At 70.4% G+C, this 19,961-nt stretch carries 14 protein-coding genes; 8 read left to right on the top strand and 6 right to left on the bottom strand.

Annotation, left to right across the window (positions count from 1 at the left end; genetic code table 11):
- Positions 1-22 precede the first annotated feature (22 nt).
- The 3 genes from gltX to D3105_RS10635 all read right to left on the bottom strand — a co-directional run bounded on the left by gltX (position 23) and on the right by D3105_RS10635 (position 2,762).
- Positions 23-1,537: a glutamate--tRNA ligase gene (gene gltX, locus D3105_RS10645; protein WP_118902631.1), complete on the bottom strand. Its 1,515-nt coding sequence runs from the start codon at positions 1,535-1,537 to the stop codon at positions 23-25.
- Positions 1,530-2,315, bottom strand: coding sequence for a fumarylacetoacetate hydrolase family protein (locus D3105_RS10640; RefSeq protein ID WP_118902628.1), 786 nt, complete (start codon positions 2,313-2,315; stop codon positions 1,530-1,532). Before D3105_RS10640 ends, gltX begins: the two co-directional genes overlap by 8 nt.
- Positions 2,316-2,579: 264 nt before the next feature.
- Entirely contained in the window at positions 2,580-2,762 is a 183-nt protein-coding gene (locus tag D3105_RS10635) for a hypothetical protein (RefSeq protein WP_097887089.1), read from the bottom strand.
- 582 nt (positions 2,763-3,344) lie between these two features.
- Here D3105_RS10635 and D3105_RS10630 point away from each other — a divergent pair.
- The 8 genes from D3105_RS10630 to D3105_RS10595 all read left to right on the top strand — a co-directional run bounded on the left by D3105_RS10630 (position 3,345) and on the right by D3105_RS10595 (position 13,984).
- Positions 3,345-7,103, top strand: coding sequence for a sensor histidine kinase (locus D3105_RS10630; RefSeq protein ID WP_118902625.1), 3,759 nt, complete (start codon positions 3,345-3,347; stop codon positions 7,101-7,103).
- A gap of 9 nt (positions 7,104-7,112) precedes the next feature.
- The gene (locus D3105_RS10625; RefSeq protein ID WP_006127850.1) at positions 7,113-7,526 is read left to right on the top strand and encodes a roadblock/LC7 domain-containing protein; all 414 of its coding nucleotides are present in this window, start codon (positions 7,113-7,115) and stop codon (positions 7,524-7,526) included.
- Positions 7,527-7,661: 135 nt separating this feature from the next.
- Positions 7,662-8,069 carry a DUF742 domain-containing protein gene (locus D3105_RS10620; protein WP_003966010.1) on the top strand — a complete coding sequence of 136 codons (408 nt, stop codon included), beginning with the start codon at positions 7,662-7,664 and terminating at the stop codon, positions 8,067-8,069.
- The gene (locus tag D3105_RS10615; RefSeq protein WP_003966011.1) at positions 8,050-8,631 is read left to right on the top strand and encodes a GTP-binding protein; all 582 of its coding nucleotides are present in this window, start codon (positions 8,050-8,052) and stop codon (positions 8,629-8,631) included. The genes D3105_RS10620 and D3105_RS10615 overlap by 20 nt, the downstream gene beginning before the upstream one ends.
- Before the next feature lie 362 nt (positions 8,632-8,993).
- A complete protein-coding gene (locus D3105_RS10610; RefSeq protein ID WP_118902622.1) occupies positions 8,994-12,263 on the top strand; it encodes a sensor histidine kinase in 3,270 nt (1,089 codons plus the stop codon).
- Between the two features lie 10 nt (positions 12,264-12,273).
- Positions 12,274-12,687, top strand: a complete 414-nt coding sequence (locus D3105_RS10605) for a roadblock/LC7 domain-containing protein (RefSeq protein WP_006127847.1) — start codon at positions 12,274-12,276, stop codon at positions 12,685-12,687.
- Between the two features lie 90 nt (positions 12,688-12,777).
- Positions 12,778-13,422 (top strand): DUF742 domain-containing protein, encoded by a 645-nt coding sequence (locus D3105_RS10600; protein ID WP_118902605.1) that lies wholly within the window; start codon positions 12,778-12,780, stop codon positions 13,420-13,422.
- The gene (locus D3105_RS10595; RefSeq protein ID WP_014048542.1) at positions 13,403-13,984 is read left to right on the top strand and encodes a GTP-binding protein; all 582 of its coding nucleotides are present in this window, start codon (positions 13,403-13,405) and stop codon (positions 13,982-13,984) included. Before D3105_RS10600 ends, D3105_RS10595 begins: the two co-directional genes overlap by 20 nt.
- Positions 13,985-14,056: 72 nt before the next feature.
- Here the strand turns inward: D3105_RS10595 and D3105_RS10590 are convergent, their stop codons facing one another.
- The 3 genes from D3105_RS10590 to D3105_RS10580 form a co-directional block, all read right to left on the bottom strand.
- On the bottom strand, positions 14,057-14,260 hold the full coding sequence (locus D3105_RS10590; protein ID WP_030580347.1) for an acyl-CoA carboxylase subunit epsilon: 204 nt from the start codon (positions 14,258-14,260) through the stop codon (positions 14,057-14,059).
- Positions 14,261-14,329: 69 nt separating this feature from the next.
- Complete coding sequence (locus tag D3105_RS10585; RefSeq protein ID WP_118902602.1) at positions 14,330-15,913, bottom strand: acyl-CoA carboxylase subunit beta; 1,584 nt, start codon at positions 15,911-15,913, stop codon at positions 14,330-14,332.
- A 263-nt stretch (positions 15,914-16,176) separates the two neighbouring features.
- Positions 16,177-19,961: endo-alpha-N-acetylgalactosaminidase family protein (locus D3105_RS10580; RefSeq protein ID WP_118902599.1), on the bottom strand; the 3,785-nt coding region annotated here is incomplete at its 5' end.

The raw sequence follows: 19,961 nt of genomic DNA, 5'->3' as shown, positions 1-19,961 counted from the left end.
CCCGGAGGTGTCCGGTCCTGTGTCAGCCGGCCAGCTTCGCCAGCGCGGCGTCCACGCGGGCCAGGCTCTTCTCGCGGCCCAGGATCTCCAGGGACTCGAAGAGCGGCAGGCCCACCGTGCGGCCGGTGACGGCGACGCGGACGGGGGCCTGGGCCTTGCCGAGCTTGAGGCCGTGGGCCTCGCCGGCGGTCAGGACGGCGTTCTTCAGCGACTCCGGGTCGCTCCAGTCGGCCGCCTCCAGGTTGGCGCGGGCCGTGGTGAGCAGGGCCACCGGGTCGCCCTTCATCGCCTTGGCCCAGGAGGCCTCGTCGTCCACCGGCTCGTCGAGGAAGAGGAAGTCGACGTTGTCGGTGATGTCGGAGAGCACCGTCACCCGGGTCTGGGCGTACGGGGCGATCCGGGTCCACTTCTCCGCGTCGAAGGCCTCGGGGGCCCAGGGTGCGAAGGGGGCCTTCAGCCAGGGGCCGCAGGCCTCGGTGAAGGTCTTCACATCGAGCATGCGGATGTGCTCGGCGTTGATGTGCTCGCACTTCTTGAGGTCGAAGCGGGCCGGGTTGGCGTTGACGTCCTTGATGTCGAACGCGGCGATCAGCTCGTCCATCGAGAAGATGTCGCGGTCCTCGGCGATCGACCAGCCGAGCAGCGAGAGGTAGTTCAGGAGACCCTCGGGGAGGAAGCCGCGCTCCCGGTAGAGGTTGAGGGAGGCCTGCGGGTCGCGCTTGGACAGCTTCTTGTTGCCCTCGCCCATGACGTACGGGAGGTGGCCGAAGGCGGGGGTGTCCTTGGCGATGCCCAGCTCGATGAGCGCCCGGTACAGGGCGATCTGGCGCGGGGTGGAGGAGAGCAGGTCCTCGCCGCGCAGGACGTGGGTGATCTCCATCAGGGCGTCGTCGACCGGGTTGACCAGGGTGTAGAGCGGGGCCCCGTTGGCGCGGACGATGCCGTAGTCGGGGACGTTCTCCGGCTGGACGGTGATCTCGCCGCGGACCAGGTCGGTGAAGGTGATGGCCTCGTCTGGCATCCGGAAGCGGACGATCGAGGTACGGCCCTCGGCCTCGTACGCCGCCTTCTGCTCGGCGGTGAGGTCGCGGCAGTGGCCGTCGTAGCCGGACGGCTTCCCGGCGGCGCGGGCGGCGTCGCGGCGGGTGTCCAGCTCCTCGGTGGTGCAGTAGCAGGGGTAGGCGTACCCGGCGGCGAGGAGCTTCTCGGCGACGTCCCTGTACAGGTCCATCCGCTGCGACTGGCGGTAGGGGGCGTGCGGGCCGCCGATCTCGGGGCCCTCGTCCCAGTCCAGGCCGAGCCAGCGCATCGAGTCGAGCAGCTGCTGGTAGGACTCCTCGGAGTCGCGCGCCGCGTCGGTGTCCTCGATCCGGAAGACCAGGGTGCCCTGGTGGTGCCGGGCGAAGGCCCAGTTGAACAGGGCCGTCCGGACCAGGCCCACGTGCGGGTTGCCGGTCGGGGAGGGGCAGAAGCGGACGCGAGGGGGTACCCCCTGGTCGAGCGGAGCCGAGAGCTTGGGGGAGGGTGCGTTAGCCACGCTTGATCACCTTGTTGGTGAGAGTGCCGATGCCTTCGATGGTGACGGCGACCTCGTCGCCGACGTGCAGGGGCCCGACCCCTGCGGGGGTGCCCGTGAGGATGACGTCGCCCGGGAGGAGGGTCATGGCCTCCGTGATGTGGACGACCAGGTCCTCGATGGAGCGGACCATGTCGCTCGTGCGGCCGAGCTGCCGCTGCTCGCCGTTGACCGTCGCCTGGATGGTGAGGTCGTGGGGGTCCACGTCGGTCTCCACCCAGGGGCCCAGCGGGCAGGAGGTGTCGAAGCCCTTGGCGCGGGCCCACTGCTTCTCGCGCTTCTGCACATCGCGGGCAGTGACGTCGTTGGCGCAGGTGTAGCCGAGGATGACGTCACGCACGCGCTCGCGGGGGACCTCGCGGCACATGCGGCCGATGACCACGGCCAGCTCGGCCTCGTGGTGCAGCTCTTCGGAGAAGGAGGGGTACTCGATCGCGTCGCCGGAGCCGATCACCGAGGTGGTGGGCTTGAAGAAGGTGATCGGCGCGTCGGGGACCTCGTGGCCGAGTTCGGCGGCGTGCTCCGCGTAGTTGCGGCCGATGGCCACGACCTTGTTGGGGAGGACGGGGGGCAGCAGCCGGACCTTGTTCAGCGGGACCTTGGTGCCCGAGAGCTCGAAGTCGGCGTACGGAATGCCCTTGATGATGTCGAGGACGAGGTCACCGGATTCCACGGTGCCCTGCCCCTCGACGGCGCCGAAGGCGACATTGCCGTCGATGGAGAACCTGGCGATGCGCACGGGATGCTGTCGCCCCTCACTTGCTGGCTGGCTGAAGACTGACGCTCCAGGCTAGCGCCTCGCCCGGCGCGGATCGTCCCAAAAGGAGCGTCGTCCCGTGCGTGCGATCGCAAGGCGGGCGAAGGCCCTCGCAGCGGAGCTACCAGGGCGTTCGGCCAACGCCGCGAGCGTGCCTGCCGGGCGGCGCGACGGGGCGATCCGGGCCGGCCGAGGCGCCGGCGCCGGCGCCGCGGGAGGAGCACAGCTCGCGTATGCCGGTGGCGGCTACGGGGCGACCGCGACCGGGGCTTCCATCAGGATGGTGCGGCGCGGGTTGGCGGTGACGTTGGGCAGGTCGGCGGCGTGCTCCGGCGCCAGGGGCGTCTGCAGCGCTTCGGCGTCCTCGAGGTGCGCCAGCGTGGTGCGCCGGGGGTTGGCAATGTTGCGGAACATCGTCGTCGTCTTCATCTGCCGTCAGGACCCTGTCGGTGAGGGCGTCGCTCGTCGCGGCGCCGGCTTGTCGGATTCGCCATCCCTGTAAAGCGTCAGGCTAAACATCCGATTCCCCGCCGGAGCCGGGATGAGGCGACGATCATCATGTGAGTTTGCTCACGAACTAATCGACAATTGACCCATTTCGGGCGGTGAACCGTGATCCAGAAAACGGACATTGCACCACTGAATCCACCATTCCGCTCCTGATCATCGCGACTGGGACACCCCCCACCCCTAGGCAAGTTCTCCATAAACGTCCGCTTTACCTACGATCACTCTCCACTGCTTGTTACTCGTTCATCACAACGTGTCACGCAGGTCACAGCCCGGTACATGGGCCTTGTTGGAGATCCTGCACTGTGCTGGAATTCCACGCACCGCCGCGGGTTTCAGGCCGGCGCGCAGGGGCGCAACGCAGCGCCGAGTGGCGGCGGGAGGGGGAAGTACGCCGGTCACTCACACGACCACCATGGGGCGCGTCCAGCGCCCCACGACGCCGACACCGTCCTGTCCGCACACGCGGGCGGGACGCCTGGTCCAGAGGTTGCGACGCTAGTGCAGGGACGTTTCAAGAGGGATGGCAGCGCTCCGGCGGAACAGGAGCCGCGCGGCGGGACCGACCGCGGTTCCTCGCCCCAGCACGCCCAGAACCCCGGGCCGGCCGCTGCCGGCGACAACAGCGACCGTGCGCAGCGCCCGGGCTCCGCGACGAGCGGTGCGGAGCCGGACACGGCCGCACAGCCGCGCGGCCCGGTCGACACGGGCTCGCGAATAGCGCTCCGTAACTGGCGCATCAGCACGCGACTGGTCTCGCTCCTCGCCCTCCCCGTGGTCGCCGCGACCAGCCTGGGCGGTCTGAGGATCAACGAGTCCATGACCGACATGCAGCAGCTGGAGCACATGCAGCTGCTGACGAAGATGACCAAGCAGGCGACCTCGCTCGCCCAGGCTCTTCAGTCGGAGCGCGACCAGTCGGCCGGTCCGCTGTCGAACAAGTCCAAGCCCACCGACTACAAGGTCACCGGGCCCCGGGACAAGACCGACCGCGCCAAGGACGCCTTCCTCGACGAGACCGACTCCATCGGTGACACCCAGGGCAACGAGTCACTGGAGAGCATCCACGGGAGCGTCAGGGCGATCGCCTCCCAGCTCGGCACCATCCGTTCGATCCGCAAGACGGCGTACGACGAGGGCACGCCGAGTCTCAACACGATCGACCAGTACAGCCAGCTGATCACCTCGCTGCTGAGCCTCTCGCAGGACATGGCGCAGGCGACCAGCAACCCGGACATGATCAAGCGGACCCGGGCCCTGGCGGCGTTCTCCTCCGCCAAGGAGTACGCCTCCGTCCAGCGCGCGATCATCGCGGCGGCGCTGCCCGGCGGTTCGGTCAAGGATCCCCACCTGAACCCGAACGACCGGCAGTTCGGTAAGAACGCGCTGGAGAAGGAATCCCGCGCCCTCCTGTCGTTCAAGCAGATCTACGCGGCGACCGGGCAGAGCGCCGAAGAGCTCCTGGCGCCCCTGGACAACGGCAACCCGGAGATCAACGCCGGGAACATGTACGCCAAGCGGATCCTGACCACCACGAACGATATCGAGGGCAAGCAGGTCCGGTCGTACCTGGACTGGTACGACCAGAGCACCATCAAGATCAAGGCCATGGAGACGATCGAGGCCACCCTCCTCAGCGACATGGAGGCCAAGGCCCGCGAGCTGCGCCAGGCCTCCCAGCGCGACGCGATCGTCAGCGGTGCGGTCATCTTCATCGTGCTCGGCGTCTCGCTCGTCGGCGCCTTCGTGGTGGCCCGCTCCATGATCCGGTCCCTGCGCCGCCTGCAGGACACCGCCACCCGCGTCGCCCAGGACCGGCTGCCCGAGCTCGTCAAGCAGCTCTCCGAGACCGACCCGCAGGACGTCGACACCTCCGTCGAGTCGGTCGGTGTGCACTCCCGGGACGAGATCGGCCAGGTGGCCGCGGCCTTCGACGACGTGCACCGCGAGGCCGTCCGCCTCGCCGCCGAGCAGGCCCTCCTCCGGGGCAACGTCAACGCGATGTTCACCAACCTCTCGCGCCGCTCCCAGGGCCTCATCCAGCGCCAGCTCTCACTCATCTCCGAGCTGGAGTCGCGCGAGGCCGACCCGGACCAGCTGTCCTCGCTCTTCAAGCTCGACCACCTCGCGACCCGTATGCGCCGGAACGGCGAGAACCTCCTCGTCCTCGCGGGCGAGGAGCCGGGCCGCCGGTGGACCCGCCCCGTCCCGCTGGTCGACGTGCTCCGCGCCGCCGCGTCCGAGGTGGAGCAGTACGAGCGCATCGAGCTGTCCGCGGTGCCCGCCACCGAGGTCGCGGGACGTGTCGTCAACGACCTCGTGCACCTGCTCGCCGAGCTGCTGGAGAACGCCACGTCGTTCTCCTCGCCGCAGACGAAGGTCAAGGTCACCGGTCACGCGCTGCCCGACGGCCGCGTCCTGGTCGAGATCCACGACACCGGCATCGGCCTCTCCCCCGAGGACCTCGCCGCGATCAACGAGCGGCTCGCGCAGCCGCCGACGGTGGACGTCTCCGTCTCCCGCCGCATGGGTCTGTTCGTGGTCGGCCGTCTTTCGCTGCGTCACGGCATCCGGATCCAGCTGCGCCCCTCCGACTCCGGCGGTACGACCGCGCTGGTCATGCTGCCCGTCGACGTCGCGCACGGCGGCAAGCAGCCCCCGTCCAAGCAGGGCTCCGGCCCGCAGTCCGGCGCCCCGGGCGGTCTGCTCGCGGGCAACGGCAACGGTGCCGGCAATGCCCAGCGCACCGGTCTCGGAAGCGGTCCGGGCGGTGCCGGCGCCAAGAGCCTCGGCGGCGCCCAGCGCGGCCAGGTCGGCGCGGGCGCGGGTCCCCGGGCGGCGCTGCCGGCCCGGGACGGCTCGACGGGCGGCCGGCCGCAGGGCCCGCAGGGCGGCGGCCAGCCGAACAACGGCGGCCCCGGCCAGGACTTCCCGGGCCAGGGCCCGGCCCCGCAGCGCCAGGGCGGCGGTCTCTCCGGCGCCTTCGGCAACAGCGCCCGGCTCGGCGCCCGCGGCCCCCAGGGCGGCCCGCAGGGCGATGCGCCCGGCCGCGGCGACGGCGGCGCGCAGCCCAACCTGTTCGGGCACGGCGCTCCGGCGTCCTCCGGGCAGAACGGCCGCCCGGGCCAGTTCGCCCCGCAGAACCAGCAGGCCCCGTCCGGCTGGCAGAACCAGCAGGACCAGAACGGGCAGCAGAACCACCTGAACCAGCAGGGTCCCGGGGCGCAGCAGCCCCAGGGCCGCCAGGAGCAGGGCGGATTCCAGCAGTCCGGCGGCCCCGGTCGTCAGCTGCCGCCGCCCGGTGGGCCGCGTGCCGAGCTGCCGGGGGGCAACCCGCAGCCGCAGCGTCCGGCCACCACCAGCTGGGGCGCCGACGCCCCGCGCGGTCACGAGGAGCACGACGCGACCGGGCAGTTCGCCCGCCCGGCGGGCCCCGGCCAGGACCCGTCGTTCAACGGCCCGCCGAACCAGCGGCCGGCGGGCGACCGCCAGGGTCCCGGCGCGACCTCCGAGTTCGCCCGGCCCGACTTCTCGGGCCAGGGGGCTCCGCAGGACCGCTCGTACCCGCAGCAGGCTCCGCAGGGCCAGGACCCGGCGAGCACCGCGCAGTTCGCCCGGCCGGACTTCGGTGTCCCGCACCAGCCCCAGCAGGGCCAGGGTCACCAGCTGCCGGCGCCGCGTGGCAACGAGTTCGGTGCGCCGCGTCCGTCCGCCTCCCCGGCGGGCGACGCTCCGTACCGTCCGGCGCTCCCCCAGCAGCCGGAGGCCCTGCCGCCGGCCGGTCCCGGGGACGGACGTACGCCGCTGTACGACACGCTGGAGACGAACTGGTTCCACGGTCCGGGCCAGGGCGGCCAGCAGCCGCCCGCCGAACCGCAGGCGCCGGCCGCTCCGGAGCCCACCGGTGTGCCGGTTCCGCCGCTGCCTCAGCGCGGTGCGGACGACGCCCCGGTCACCAGCTCGTGGCGGGCCTCGCCCAACGACGAACTCGTACGCCAGGCCGAGCGGGTCAAGAAGCCCGCCGCCGGCGGGGTCACCACTTCCGGGCTGCCCCGCCGTGTTCCCCGCGCCAATTTGGTTCCGGGGACCGCACAGCAGCAGAATCACCAGTCCGGACCTCAGGTTTCGCGCGCGCCCGATGACGTGCGCGGTCGTCTGACCAATCTCCGCCGGGGCATCCAGCAGGGTCGGCAGGCCAACAACAACGGCTCGCAGACCGGCAGTTTCCATCTCGGCCCCACTCACCAGCAGGAGCGTTAGTTGAGCCCCATGAGTCAGGCCGCACAGAATCTGAACTGGCTGATCACCAACTTCGTGGACAACACCCCAGGGGTGTCCCACACGGTGGTGGTCTCCGCGGATGGCCTGCTGCTGGCGATGTCCGAAGGATTTCCGCGCGACCGCGCCGACCAGCTCGCCGCTGTCGCGTCGGGTCTCACCTCGCTGACCGCGGGTGCGTCGCGGATCTTCGAGGGCGGCGCCGTCAGTCAGACGGTTGTGGAGATGGAGCGGGGATTTCTCTTCCTCATGTCCATCTCCGACGGCTCGTCCCTGGCCGTCCTGGCCCACCCGGACGCCGACATCGGTCTGGTCGGGTACGAGATGGCCCTCCTGGTCGACCGTGCCGGCACCGTCCTCACGCCCGATCTCCGCGCCGAGCTCCAAGGCAGTCTGCTCCACTAGACGGCCATCCAGCGGATTCACGACACGATCCCCCCAGGTAATGCCCACAACCCTCACCCGACAGGCCGCTTTAGTCCCCTCACCGGCCCCTTGCAGACGGCAAGCCGAGAACCTGCTGTCACGCCCGGAGGATTCATGACCCCGCCACCCGCCTCACCCGATCCGTACGGCGCACTGCACCACGCGTCGTACGACGGGGAAGGCGACCAGCCGCTGGTTCGTCCTTACGCCATGACCGGCGGCCGGACCCGGCCGCGCTACCAGCTCGCGATAGAGGCGCTGGTCAGCACGACGGCAGACCCCGCGCATCTGGGGACGCTGCTCCCCGAGCACCAGCGGATCTGCCACCTCTGCCGTGAGGTCAAGTCGGTGGCGGAGGTGTCGGCGCTGCTGTCGATGCCGCTCGGCGTCGCCCGGATCCTGGTGGCGGACCTGGCGGAAGCCGGCATGGTGGCCATCCACCAGCCGGGCAACGGAGAGGCCGGCGGCGCGCCGGATGTGACACTGCTCGAAAGGGTGCTCAGTGGACTTCGCAAGCTCTAGCGGCGGTACGGGCCGCGCCACCACCTCGGCGAAGATCGTGGTGGCGGGCGGCTTCGGCGTGGGCAAGACCACGTTCGTCGGGGCCGTGTCGGAGATCAACCCGCTGCGCACCGAGGCCGTCATGACGTCCGCCTCGGCGGGCATCGACGATCTGACCCACACCGGGGACAAGACCACCACGACGGTGGCCATGGACTTCGGCCGCATCACGCTCGACCAGGACCTGATCCTGTACCTGTTCGGTACGCCCGGGCAGGACCGCTTCTGGTTCATGTGGGACGACCTGGTCCGCGGCGCCATCGGCGCCGTCGTCCTCGTCGACACCCGCCGTCTCGCCGACTGCTTCCCCGCCGTCGACTACTTCGAGAACAGCGGCCTCCCCTTCGTCATCGCCCTCAACGGCTTCGACGGACACCAGCCCTACACCCCCGACGAGGTCCGCGAAGCGCTCCAGATCGGGCCGGACGCGCCCATCATCACGACGGACGCCCGGCACCGGGCCGACGCCAAGAGCGGCCTGATCACGCTGGTCGAGCACGCCCTGATGGCACGCCTGAAGTAGTTCTCCCACCAGGGACAAGTCGATATCGGTATACGGAAGTTGCAGTAGTCACGCGGGGGCGGCCTGTGTCGTTTGACACGATCCGCCCCCGTGTTCATAATGTTTCGACAGAGAATTGACTCCGCACCGCCACCCGATGCATCCATTCGGTGCCACTGCGCTCACATGAGCCCCGCCTTTTGACGGGGCTCGCTCTTTATGCCCGATTTATCTGAGGCCTGGGCCACTCGGAATCGGTGATTCCGAGTGTTTGGAACGGGGCCGGTCCCCGTGCTGCAATTCGACGAACTCCCCAGTAGTACGGCCCTGAACGAAATAATCCGGCACAACGTAGGTGCCGACGCCGAGAGGTTGTTGGTCGAGTGAGGCGAAGCAACGAGGGCTCCGCGGCGCAGCCCGAGCGGGGCAACTTCACCCCGCCGCCGCGCGCTGCGGCGTCCCCTGCGGATGTGTCCGACACGGCGTCCGCGGGTGGCGGCAGCACCAGCCGGCTGGCCCCGCGCAACTGGCGGGTGGCCACCCGGCTGAACGCGATCCTCCTGATCCCGGTGCTGGTCGGCCTGGTCATGGGCGGCTTCCAGGTGAAGGGCTCCATCGACACGTGGGGCGAGGCCCAGGAGGCCGAGAAGATCGCCGTCGTCGTGCGTGCCGCGTCCGACTACGGGCAGGCGCTGCTGAACGAGCGGGACCTCACCGCCCAGCCGTTGCTCTCGGGCGACCGGGACGCCGACGTGGTCGAGCAGACCCGGGCCACCACGGACGAGGCCGCGCGGAAGTTCGACGCCGCGGTGAAGGACATGCCGTCCAAGCCCGGCCTGGAGCGCCGCCTGAAGCTCTTCAAGGGTGAGGAGCCCAAGCTTCCCGAGCTGCGCAAGGCCGCCTACTCGCAGGCCCTGGACCCGGTGAAGACCGAAGAGGGCTACGTACAGGTCCAGCACTCGCTGATGGAGTTCTCCAACGAGCTCGGCCTCGGCACCGGCAACATCACCAGCTACGGCCGTACGGTCTACGCGATCGAGCTGTCCAAGGCTGCAGAATCGCTTCAGCGCTCGATCGGCATGCACCTCCTGGTGCGCCCGAGCAAGAAGCCCGGCACCTACGACGCCCAGGTCAAGGCGTTCGGCTCGTACAACTACCTGGAGCAGATCGCGCTCGGCGAGTTCAACTCCGGTGGTACCCAGGCCGACGTCGACCGCCTCAAGCAGGTCATGGCCGGCAAGGCCGCCGAGGGCGCCAAGCAGCTGGAGGCCGCCAAGGAGCAGGCCGAGGCCGCGGGCAGGCCCTTCGTGGCGCCGCCGAGCATCGACGGCTCGGTCTTCGACGGCATGGCTCAGGAGATCGGCAAGGGGCAGGACCCCGCGGAGCTGGCGAAGAAGGGCATCACGCCCGAGACCTGGATGGCCGCGGCGACCGCGAAGTTCGAGGGGTACGCCACCGTCGAGGACGAGCTCGTCGCCAAGGCGGTGGACGAGGCCGCGAACATCTCCTCCGACGCCAAGACCGACGCCATCGTCAACGGCCTCATCGTCGTCATCGCGCTGCTGGCCGCGTTCATCCTGGCCGGGCTCATGGCCCGCCAGATGAGCCGCTCGATGCGCCAGCTGCGTACCGCCGCCTTCGGGATCGCCGAGCAGCGCCTGCCCTCCCTCGTCGACCAGCTCTCGCGTACCGACCCTGGCCGGGTCGACACCCGGGTGCAGCCGATCCCGATCACCACGCAGGACGAGATCGGCGAGGTCGCCCGCGCCTTCGACCAGGTGCACCGCGAGGCCGTCCGGCTCGCCGCCGAGCAGGCCATGCTCCGGGGCAACGTCAACGCGATCTTCACGAACCTCTCGCGCCGCAACCAGTCGCTCATCGAGGGCCAGCTGACCCTGATCACCGACCTGGAGAACAACGAGGCCGACCCGGACCAGCTGGAGAGCCTCTTCAAGCTGGACCACCTGGCGACCCGTATGCGCCGCAACGGCGAGAACCTCCTCGTCCTCGCGGGCGAGGAGCCCGGCCGCCGCTGGAACCAGCCGGTGCCGCTGGTGGACGTCCTGCGGGCCGCCTCCTCCGAGGTGGAGTCCTACGAGCGCATCCAGCTGACCGGGGTGCCGGAGAGCGAGATCCACGGCCAGGCCGTGACCGACCTCGTGCACCTGCTCGCCGAGCTGCTGGAGAACGCCACGACGTTCTCCTCACCGCAGACCAAGGTCAAGGTCACCGCGACCCGGCTGCCCGACGGCCGGGTCATGGTCGAGATCCACGACAAGGGCATCGGTCTCACCGCCGAGGACTTCGCCGACATCAACCACAAGCTGGCCAACCCGCCGACCGTGGACGCCGCGGTGTCCCAGCGCATGGGCCTGTTCGTGGTCGGCCGGCTGGCCGACCGGCACGGGATCCGGGTGCAGCTGCGCCCCTCGGGCGAGCAGGCCGGGACCACTTCGCTGGTCATGCTGCCGGACGCGATCACCCACGGTGGCGGTGGCGATCCGCAGGGCGCCGAGGACGACTTCACCGTCTCCTCGATCATCCCCGAGCAGCAGTCGGCCTTCGATCCGGCTCCGCAGCAGGCCCCGATGCGCACGGCGGCGGAGCTCGGCTTCGACGACTCGCGCTACGAGACCCCCGCGGACCCGGGCCAGCTGGACCCCGTCAACCGTTCGCTGATGCGCGAGGAGCGCAGGGCGGCCCTGGAGGCCCAGACGGGCGTCGGCGGCCCCTTCGCGGACAACACCCGGGAACAGCAGGGCTACGCACCGGAGCCGTACGCGGGCGACCCGTACGGCGACCAGCAGCAGCCGCAGCAGGGCTACGCCGAAGAGAGTTACGGCCAGGACCAGTACGGGCAGCAGCCGCAGCAGCAGTACCAGGGGTCGTACGAGCAGCAGCAGCAGTACGGTGCCGGCGAAGGCTACCCGCAGCAGGACCAGCAGGCGCAGCAGCAGGACGGCTACGACGGCTACACGGAATCGGCATATGCCGTCCCGGACGCCCGGCAGGGTCAGTACACCGACCCGTATCCGGCCTCGGCGGACCAGTCCCACCAGGATGACTGGCCTGTTCAGAACGGTTTCCAGAATGGTTATGAGCCGATCGCTCCGGCCGAACCGGAATCTGTTCCGAGCACGCCCGCGGAGCCTGCGGAGCGCGTAGGCTTCGACCGTCCGGGACCCACCCCGAACGCCGGCCACGAGCTGACCGAAGCCGGTCTGCCGCGCCGCGGCGGTCAGCAGCACTGGCAGCCCGGCCCCGGCGGCCGCGGCAACGACCAGCCCGCTCCGGCCCAGCGGCCCCACCCGCAGCAGGAACAGCGGCAGGACCCGCAGCAGGAACAGCGGCAGGACCCGCAGACGGACGGGGACGGCTCCGACGACTGGCGCTCGACGAACGACGAGCGCTGGGAGCGGGCCGAGAAGCTCCGTGAGCCGAAGGCGGGCGGAATAACCCCCTCCGGTCTCCCCCGGCGCGTACCCAAGGCCAACCTGGTCGAGGGCACGGCGGAGCAGACCCAGCAGGGCGGCCCACAGGTCTCCCGCGCCCCCGAGGACGTCCGCGGCAGGTTGAGCAACCTGCGGCGGGGGATCCAGCGGGGACGCAGCGCGGGGTCGGACACCAGTACCACCTACAACCAGGAGCGTTAGTGTGAGCCCGATGAGCCAGGCGGCGCAGAATCTCAACTGGTTGATCACCAATTTCGTGGACAACACCCCCGGGGTGTCGCACACGGTGGTGGTCTCCGCCGACGGACTCCTGCTGGCGATGTCCGAAGGTTTCCCGCGCGACCGCGCCGACCAGCTGGCGGCCGTCGCCTCCGGTCTGACGTCGCTGACCGCGGGTGCCTCGCGGATCTTCGAGGGCGGCGCCGTGAATCAGACCGTTGTGGAGATGGAGCGGGGATTCCTCTTCATCATGTCCATCTCCGACGGATCCTCGCTCGCCGTTCTGGCCCACCCGGACGCCGATATCGGTCTGGTTGGGTACGAAATGGCCCTTCTGGTGGACCGCGCGGGCAGTGTCCTGACTCCGGATCTCCGCGCCGAACTTCAGGGAAGTCTTCTTAACTAGTAGACAGACAGTGCGTTTCTCGCCACCGCGCCATAAAGTGCGGTGGCGCGGCCCCACTGGGATCGGCGACCGGCAGTCGGAGGAGGAAACGTGGCAGCACCCACAGGCGGGCACCCATACAACGGTGACCAGAGGGTTCCGGGTGAGCACGGTGACAACCGTTTCGGCTTCCCCGCCGCATCCGGTGGTCAGGGGCCCGGGCAGTATCAGCCATATCAGCAGCAGGAGCACCAGCAGCAGGGTGCTCCCGGCGGCCCGGGGCCCGAATGGCCCCAGCAGCAGCCCGGTTCGGGATGGCCGCAGCAACCGCAGCAGCGGTACGACACGTCCCAGCAGCCGCGCATCCAGCCGGTGCAGCAGCGGCGGGCCCCCGAGCCCGCCAAGCCCGCCGCGCACAACCCGCTGGTCCGTCCGTACGCCATGACCGGCGGCCGGACCCGACCGCGTTACCAGCTCGCCATCGAGGCGCTGGTCAGCACGACGGCCGATCCGGCCCGGCTGCAAGGGCAGTTGCCCGAGCATCAGCGGATCTGCCGGCTCTGCATCGAGATCAAGTCGGTCGCCGAGATCTCGGCCCTTCTCTCGATCCCCCTCGGCGTTGCCCGGATCCTCGTCGCCGACCTGGCCGAGGCCGGACTCGTCGCTATCCATCAGCCCGGCGGCGACGAGGCCGCCGGCGGCCAGCCAGATGTGACACTGCTCGAAAGGGTGCTCAGTGGACTTCGCAAGCTCTAGCGGCGGAGCGGCCCGCTCCACTACCTCGGCGAAGATCGTGGTGGCAGGGGGCTTCGGCGTGGGTAAGACCACGTTTGTCGGTGCCGTCTCGGAGATCAACCCGCTGCGCACCGAAGCCGTGATGACGTCCGCCTCGGCGGGCATCGACGATCTGACCCACACCGGGGACAAGACCACCACGACGGTGGCCATGGACTTCGGCCGCATCACCCTGGACCAGGACCTGATCCTGTACCTGTTCGGTACGCCCGGACAGGACCGCTTCTGGTTCATGTGGGACGACCTGGTCCGCGGCGCCATCGGCGCCGTCGTCCTCGTCGACACCCGCCGTCTCGCCGACTGCTTCCCCGCCGTCGACTACTTCGAGAACAGCGGCCTCCCCTTCGTCATCGCCCTCAACGGCTTCGACGGACACCAGCCCTACACCCCCGACGAGGTCCGCGAAGCGCTCCAGATCGGGCCGGACACCCCGATCCTGACGACGGACGCCCGCCACCGCGCGGACGCCAAGAGCGCGCTCATCACGCTGGTCGAGCACGCCCTGATGGCACGCCTGCGCTAGGGCCTCTCGCCCGTACGAGAAGGGCCCCGCACTCCTGAGGAGTGCGGGGCCCTTCTCGTAACAGCTGGGTGGTCAGCCCTGCCAGCTGTGCGGGGCGCGGAAGCCCGGCGTGCGCTCCAGGCGGCGCCAGCCGGCGGTGTCACGGCCCCGGTGGGCGGGGACGGCCGGCTGGGCGGCGGCACGGGCCATCAGGACGGCGGTGATGGCCGCCAGCTCCTCGGGGGCCGCGTGGCCCTTCTCGACGCGCAGGACGGACTCGGCGGGGGTGGGGCTCATGGTGGGTGTCTCCGTCTTCTCGGCAGGCTGTCGTGGACCGTGGCGGCGGATCGCGCCGCTGCGGGGCGACTACTGCGGGGGGTTGCCGTGCTTGCGTGACGGCAGGTCGGCGTGCTTGTTGCGGAGCATGGCGAGCGAGGCGATGAGCACCTCGCGGGTCTCGGCGGGGTCGATCACGTCGTCGACCAGGCCGCGCTCGGCCGCGTAGTAGGGGTGCATCAGCTCGGCCTTGTACTCCTTGACCATGCGGGCGCGCATGGCCTCGGGGTCCTCGGCGTCCGCGATCTGGCGGCGGAAGATGACGTTGGCCGCGCCCTCGGCGCCCATCACCGCGATCTCGTTGGTGGGCCAGGCGTAGGTGAGGTCGGCCCCGATGGACTGGCTGTCCATGACGATGTACGCGCCTCCGTAGGCCTTCCGCAGGATCAGCGAGATCCGCGGCACGGTGGCGTTGCAGTAGGCGTACAGGAGCTTCGCGCCGTGGCGGATGATCCCACCGTGCTCCTGGTCGACGCCCGGCAGGAAGCCGGGGACGTCCAGAAGGGTGATGATCGGGATGTTGAAGGCGTCGCACATCTGGACGAAGCGCGCGGCCTTCTCTGAGGCCTCGATGTCCAGGACCCCCGCCAGCGACTGCGGCTGGTTGGCGACGATGCCGACGACCTGGCCGTCCATGCGGGCCAGGGCGCAGACGATGTTGCGGGCCCAGCGCTCGTGGATCTCCAGGTAGTCGCCGTCGTCGACGAGCTCCTCGATCACCTTGTGCATGTCGTACGGGCGGTTGCCGTCGGCCGGGACGAGGTCGAGCAGCACGTCGCCGCGCCGGTCGGCGGGGTCGTCGCTCTCCACGGTCGGCGGGTTCTCGCGGTTGTTGGAGGGGAGCATCCCGATGAGGTAGCGGACCTCGGCGATGCAGGTCTCCTCGTCGTCGTACGCGAAGTGCGCGACGCCCGAGGTCTCGGCGTGCACGTCCGCGCCGCCGAGGCCGTTCTGGGTGATCTCCTCGCCGGTGACCGCCTTCACGACGTCCGGTCCGGTGATGAACATCTGCGAGGTCTCACGGACCATGAACACGAAGTCGGTCAGGGCCGGGCTGTAGGCCGCGCCGCCCGCGCACGGGCCGAGCATCACGCTGATCTGCGGGATGACACCGGAGGCGCGCGTGTTGCGCTGGAAGATGCCGCCGTAGCCGGCGAGCGCCGAGACGCCCTCCTGGATACGGGCGCCAGCGCCGTCGTTCAGCGACACCAGCGGGGCGCCGGCCGAGATGGCCATGTCCATGATCTTGTGGATCTTCGTGGCGTGGGCCTCGCCCAGCGCCCCGCCGAAGATCCGGAAGTCGTGCGCGTAGACGAAGACCGTGCGGCCCTCGACCGTGCCCCAGCCGGTGATGACACCGTCGGTGTAGGGCTTCTTGGCCTCCAGGCCGAACCCGGTGGCCCGGTGCCGGCGGAGCTGCTCGACCTCCTTGAACGAACCCGGGTCCAGCAGCAGCTCGATCCGCTCCCGGGCGGTCAGCTTGCCCTTGGCGTGCTGCGCCTCGGTCGCCCGCTCGCTCGGTCCGCGCCGCGCCTGCTCGCGCAGGGCCAGCAGTTCGGCCACCCGGCCACGGGCGTCGGTCGGCTCACCCTGGGTTTCGTCCACAACGGTCATGTATCGACCCTACGAACCCCGACCCAGAAAACTCGCCGTCGACTCCGTACAGTCTCCTGCCCGGTTTCGTGGTGGGAGTGAACAGAACCATGCTCCGGTGCACGCAATCCACCAGCGAAACGCCGATTCCGGTTGTGGAGACTCCACAAGTGAAGGGTGTGCGGTGGGCCACATGCCCCTGAGGGGGCCCGAAGGCCCCCTCAGTATGGCGCAGGGCGGCCCCCCGCCGTCCACCGCGCCCCGGGCGGCTGTCCTACCGGGGGTCAACCTCCGCAGTGGAAGCGGGCGTTGCCCCAGTCCGCGTGGTCGTTGCCGTTGCCGTCGCCGCCGTCCCGGACGACCAGCTCGACGTACTTGGCGCCGGTGACGTCGGCGGTGAGCTTCCAGGCGGGGTCGGCCGCCCCCAGTACGGGCGACGCCACCTTCTGCGTACCGTCGGCGGTGACCGAGAAGCGCACGCTCCCCCGGGTCGTCTGGACGTCGTCCACCCCGACCTCGGCGGTGAAGGAGGTGCACTTCCCGCCCAGGTAGTAGCGGATCGTCGCCGGGGCGTGGGTGCCCAGGCCCTTGTCGTAGGCGACGCCGCCTATCTTCAGCGGCCCGCCGTCCCCGGCCCCGGCCTCCCCGTTGGACCGGTCGCGCTCGACGGGCCCCCAGCCGTTCTGCGAGGCGGTCCAGTCCAGGTCACTGGCCCAGCCGTCCTTCGTGGGCGGCGGCGGGAGCGTGCGGACGGAGGCGCCCGCGCCCAGCGTGCGACCGGCTCCCTGGACGGCGTACGTGGCCTTCGCCTCCAGCGCGTACGTGTCGTAGGGGGCGTCCACCGGCGGGGTGACCCGCCAGCTGCCGGTGACCTTCGCGCCCGGGGCGACCGAGTCGAAGGCGACCGGGCCCGCCGGCTCGGCCTGCCAGCCCTCGGGCACGGTCAGCGCGAGCTTCACGTCGGTGGCGGCGCTCGCCTCGTCGTTGCCGAAGGTCGCCTTCACGGTGTTCGGGGCGCCCGGCTCCAGGGTCTCGCCGTCGGCGGCCACGCCGAGGGTGCCGCATACGGCCTCCTCGCCCGCCGGGGCGGGGCCGAGGTCGGTGACGGTGAAGCCGTCGAGCACGAAGTCCGCGCCCTCGGGTGCTCCGGCGAGCTTGCGCAGCCCGGTCCAGGTGTCGCCGCAGCCCGCGGTGAGGGTCCGGCTGAACTGTCCGGTGGTGCGCTGCTGCCCGATCGGGGTGGCCCGGGTCTCGGTCGAGGCGGCCTTGCCGTCGGCGATCCGGTCGTAGCCCTCGACCCAGCTGTAGGCGCCGGCGTGGCTGGACTGGTAGGCGAACTCGACCTTGTACCGGTGGCCGTCCTTCATCGGGACGGTCCAGGGGGCGGTGCGGTAGACGAGCCCGGTGTTCTCCTCGTGGGACTTCAGGGACTCCTTCCCGCCGAGCACGTCATCGATGAGCTTCCCGTTCCAGCCGGACCGGGTGTACGGGGCGTTCAGCTGGGAGATGTGGGTGCGGGGGTCGGTCGAGCCGCCCGCGTCGCCCTTGAGGAAGGGGCCCCAGCCCTGGTCGACGGCCTCGAAGTCCTCGTACGCCACGGTGCCGGGCAGGGTCGCCGGGGCGTTCTCGACGATCCGTACGTCATCGGCGCGGACCTTCGCCGCGGAGCCCGCCGCCGCCTCGATGCGCAGGGTGGTGCGGCCGTTCTCGGGGGCGGTGAAGGTGACCTTGGCCCGCTGGAAGAAGGTGCCGTGCCAGTCGGAGGCGGCGACGTAGTCCTTCGCCGTCGACCGTTCGACGGCGACCGACTTCCCGGCGGCGCTCACGGTGGTGCGGCGGCTCTTGCCCGGCTCGACCTCGATCAGGGCGGAGGCGGTGTACCGCTTGCCGGGCGTGAGGCCGGTGACGGTCTGGGAGAGCGAGGCCGTGTCCGTACCCGAGAGCTCGGCGCTGTTGCGGCCCTGGTCGTCGGTGTCACGGACGGCGGTGCCGGTCGTCGCCCAGCCCTTCAGGTCCCGGTCGTTGAAGCCGGGGTCGGTGACCCCGGTCCCCTTCCCCCAGTCGGCCGAGGTCTCCTTCGGCGCCCGGTCGGGGTAGAGGACGTACGCCTGTCCGGCGGCGGCGGTCAGCGTGATCCTCCCGCCCGAGGGACGGACGGTGGAGACCTTCTCGCGGCCGTTGTCGGTCAGCTTGTAGAGGGTGTACGCGCCCTTGCCGGGCACCTCCCAGGTGCTGGTCCCGCCGGTCTCGCTGTAGTGGTAGAGCTTCTTGCCGCCGTCCCACGGGAGCAGGTAGTCGGTGCCGCTGAGCACCTTGCGGCCCTGGTCGTAGAAGGTGCGCTCACCGTCCTCGACCGTGCCGCGCACCCCGCCGGTGAAGGTGATGTCGTTGCCGTCCCAGCGGGTGATCCTCTGCTGCTGGAGGTACTTGGCGGGGAGGTTCTTCTGCCAGATGTTGGCGGTGAAAGCGTTCCAGTCGGTCTCCCCGGTCCAGCCCTCGAAGTCCTCCAGGGCGCTCTGGCCGAGAACCGGGTGGTTGTTCCAGGTGTCCTTCTCGCCGTTGCGGATGAACCGGATGATCTGCGAGTTGAGGCCCTTGTTGGTGGCCCCGCCGTAGTTGAGGTCGTTGGCCCAGTGCGACCAGAGCGAGGCGCGCTCGAACTTGTCGGCCCACTCGGTGCCGACGGTCCAGCCCTGCTTCTGGACGGCCTGGATCGTCTTGTCGGCGATCCAGCCGTGGCTGTAGTAGACGTCGATGTAGAGGAAGTCGAGGTTCTTGTCGGTCTCGTCGCGCAGCTGCTGGAAGCGCTTGGCCAGATCGCCGCTGTTGATGTCGCGGCGCTGGTCGATGTAGTAGCTCTGGTTGAGCCAGTTCCAGCCGGGCTTGGTCTTGTCGACGAGCTGCTCGGAGAAGGCCTTGGCCTCCGGGTAGGACTCGGTGGCGTTGACGTGGACGCCGAAGTCCGCACCCCACTTCCCGCCCTCCTTCAGCAGGGTGTTGAGGTCCCCCAGCCCGCCGGCCCGCTTGTTGTAGTTGCCGCCGTAGTCCGGGTGGGCGGAGTCGTGGCCCTCGGAGCCGTACCCCTTGAGGACGGCGAGCTGGCCGAGGCCGTCGGTGGCCTTCGAGATCCGCTTGACGTCGTCCAGGGTGCGCAGGAAGGGGTGGGTGGCCTGGCTGGCGAAGTTGAACGGGATGTGGGTGACGACGCGCCCCGCGGTGTCCTCGCTGCCGGGCGCGGTGACGCCGATGGAGCGGAAGGCGACGGCCCCGTCCTGCCAGTCGACGGCCTTGTCCCCGTTGGCGTCCGGGGTGACGACGACCTTGGCCCACGGCAGGTTCTCGCCGCTCTCGGGCTTGGGTGCTCCCTCGCCGCGGTAGGTCCACTGGCCGGACCAGGCGCCGACCCGGACGCCGCCGCCCTCCTCGGTGCGCGCCTGGTGCCAGAAGCGGGCATCGTCGCCGCCGGTGGCCCCGGAGGGCTTGTCGTACGAGGAGTTGGACTCGATCGCCGCGGCGAGCGATCCGGTGTTGAGGATCGCGTAACTGGCCCCGAGGGGAGCGGAGTCGGGCTTCGTCTCCGCGGTGACCTTCGCGAAGACGTCGGCCGTGCGGGTGGAGTCCGGGTCGAGCTTCGTGAACGCGGTGGCGGCCCCGGACTCGGTGGACCCGACGGAGATCAGGTCGTGCCCGGGGATGTCGATGGTCCCGACCCGGAAGGCGGACGTGTCGCGGACGGCGGTCACCTTGAAGGTGGTGGCCCGCCCGGACACGGTGAGCGAGGCGTCGATCTCGACGCCCGGCAGGGAGTCGAAGACGAGGGTGTAGCGGGCGGCGGAGCCGGTGACCTTCGGCGCGCCCTTGAGCTTCACCGGGTGCGCGGTGCCGTTGAGGGTGACGGCGGTGACCGGCCGGGTGGAGCCGAGCAGCTGCTCGCCGCTCGCCCGGTCGGTGTACGACAGGACGCGCGGGAAGTCGTCGGCGACGGCGACGGCGAGCCGGTCGGACCGGATGACGGCGGACCCGTCGGCCTTCGCCTCTCCGGCCGGGGCGGGGGGCGAGGGGGCGGCGG

The organism is Streptomyces globisporus, from assembly GCF_003501885.1.
GTDB classification, from domain to species: domain Bacteria; phylum Actinomycetota; class Actinomycetes; order Streptomycetales; family Streptomycetaceae; genus Streptomyces; species Streptomyces globisporus_D.
This window is presented reverse-complemented; position numbering and strand designations above follow the sequence as displayed.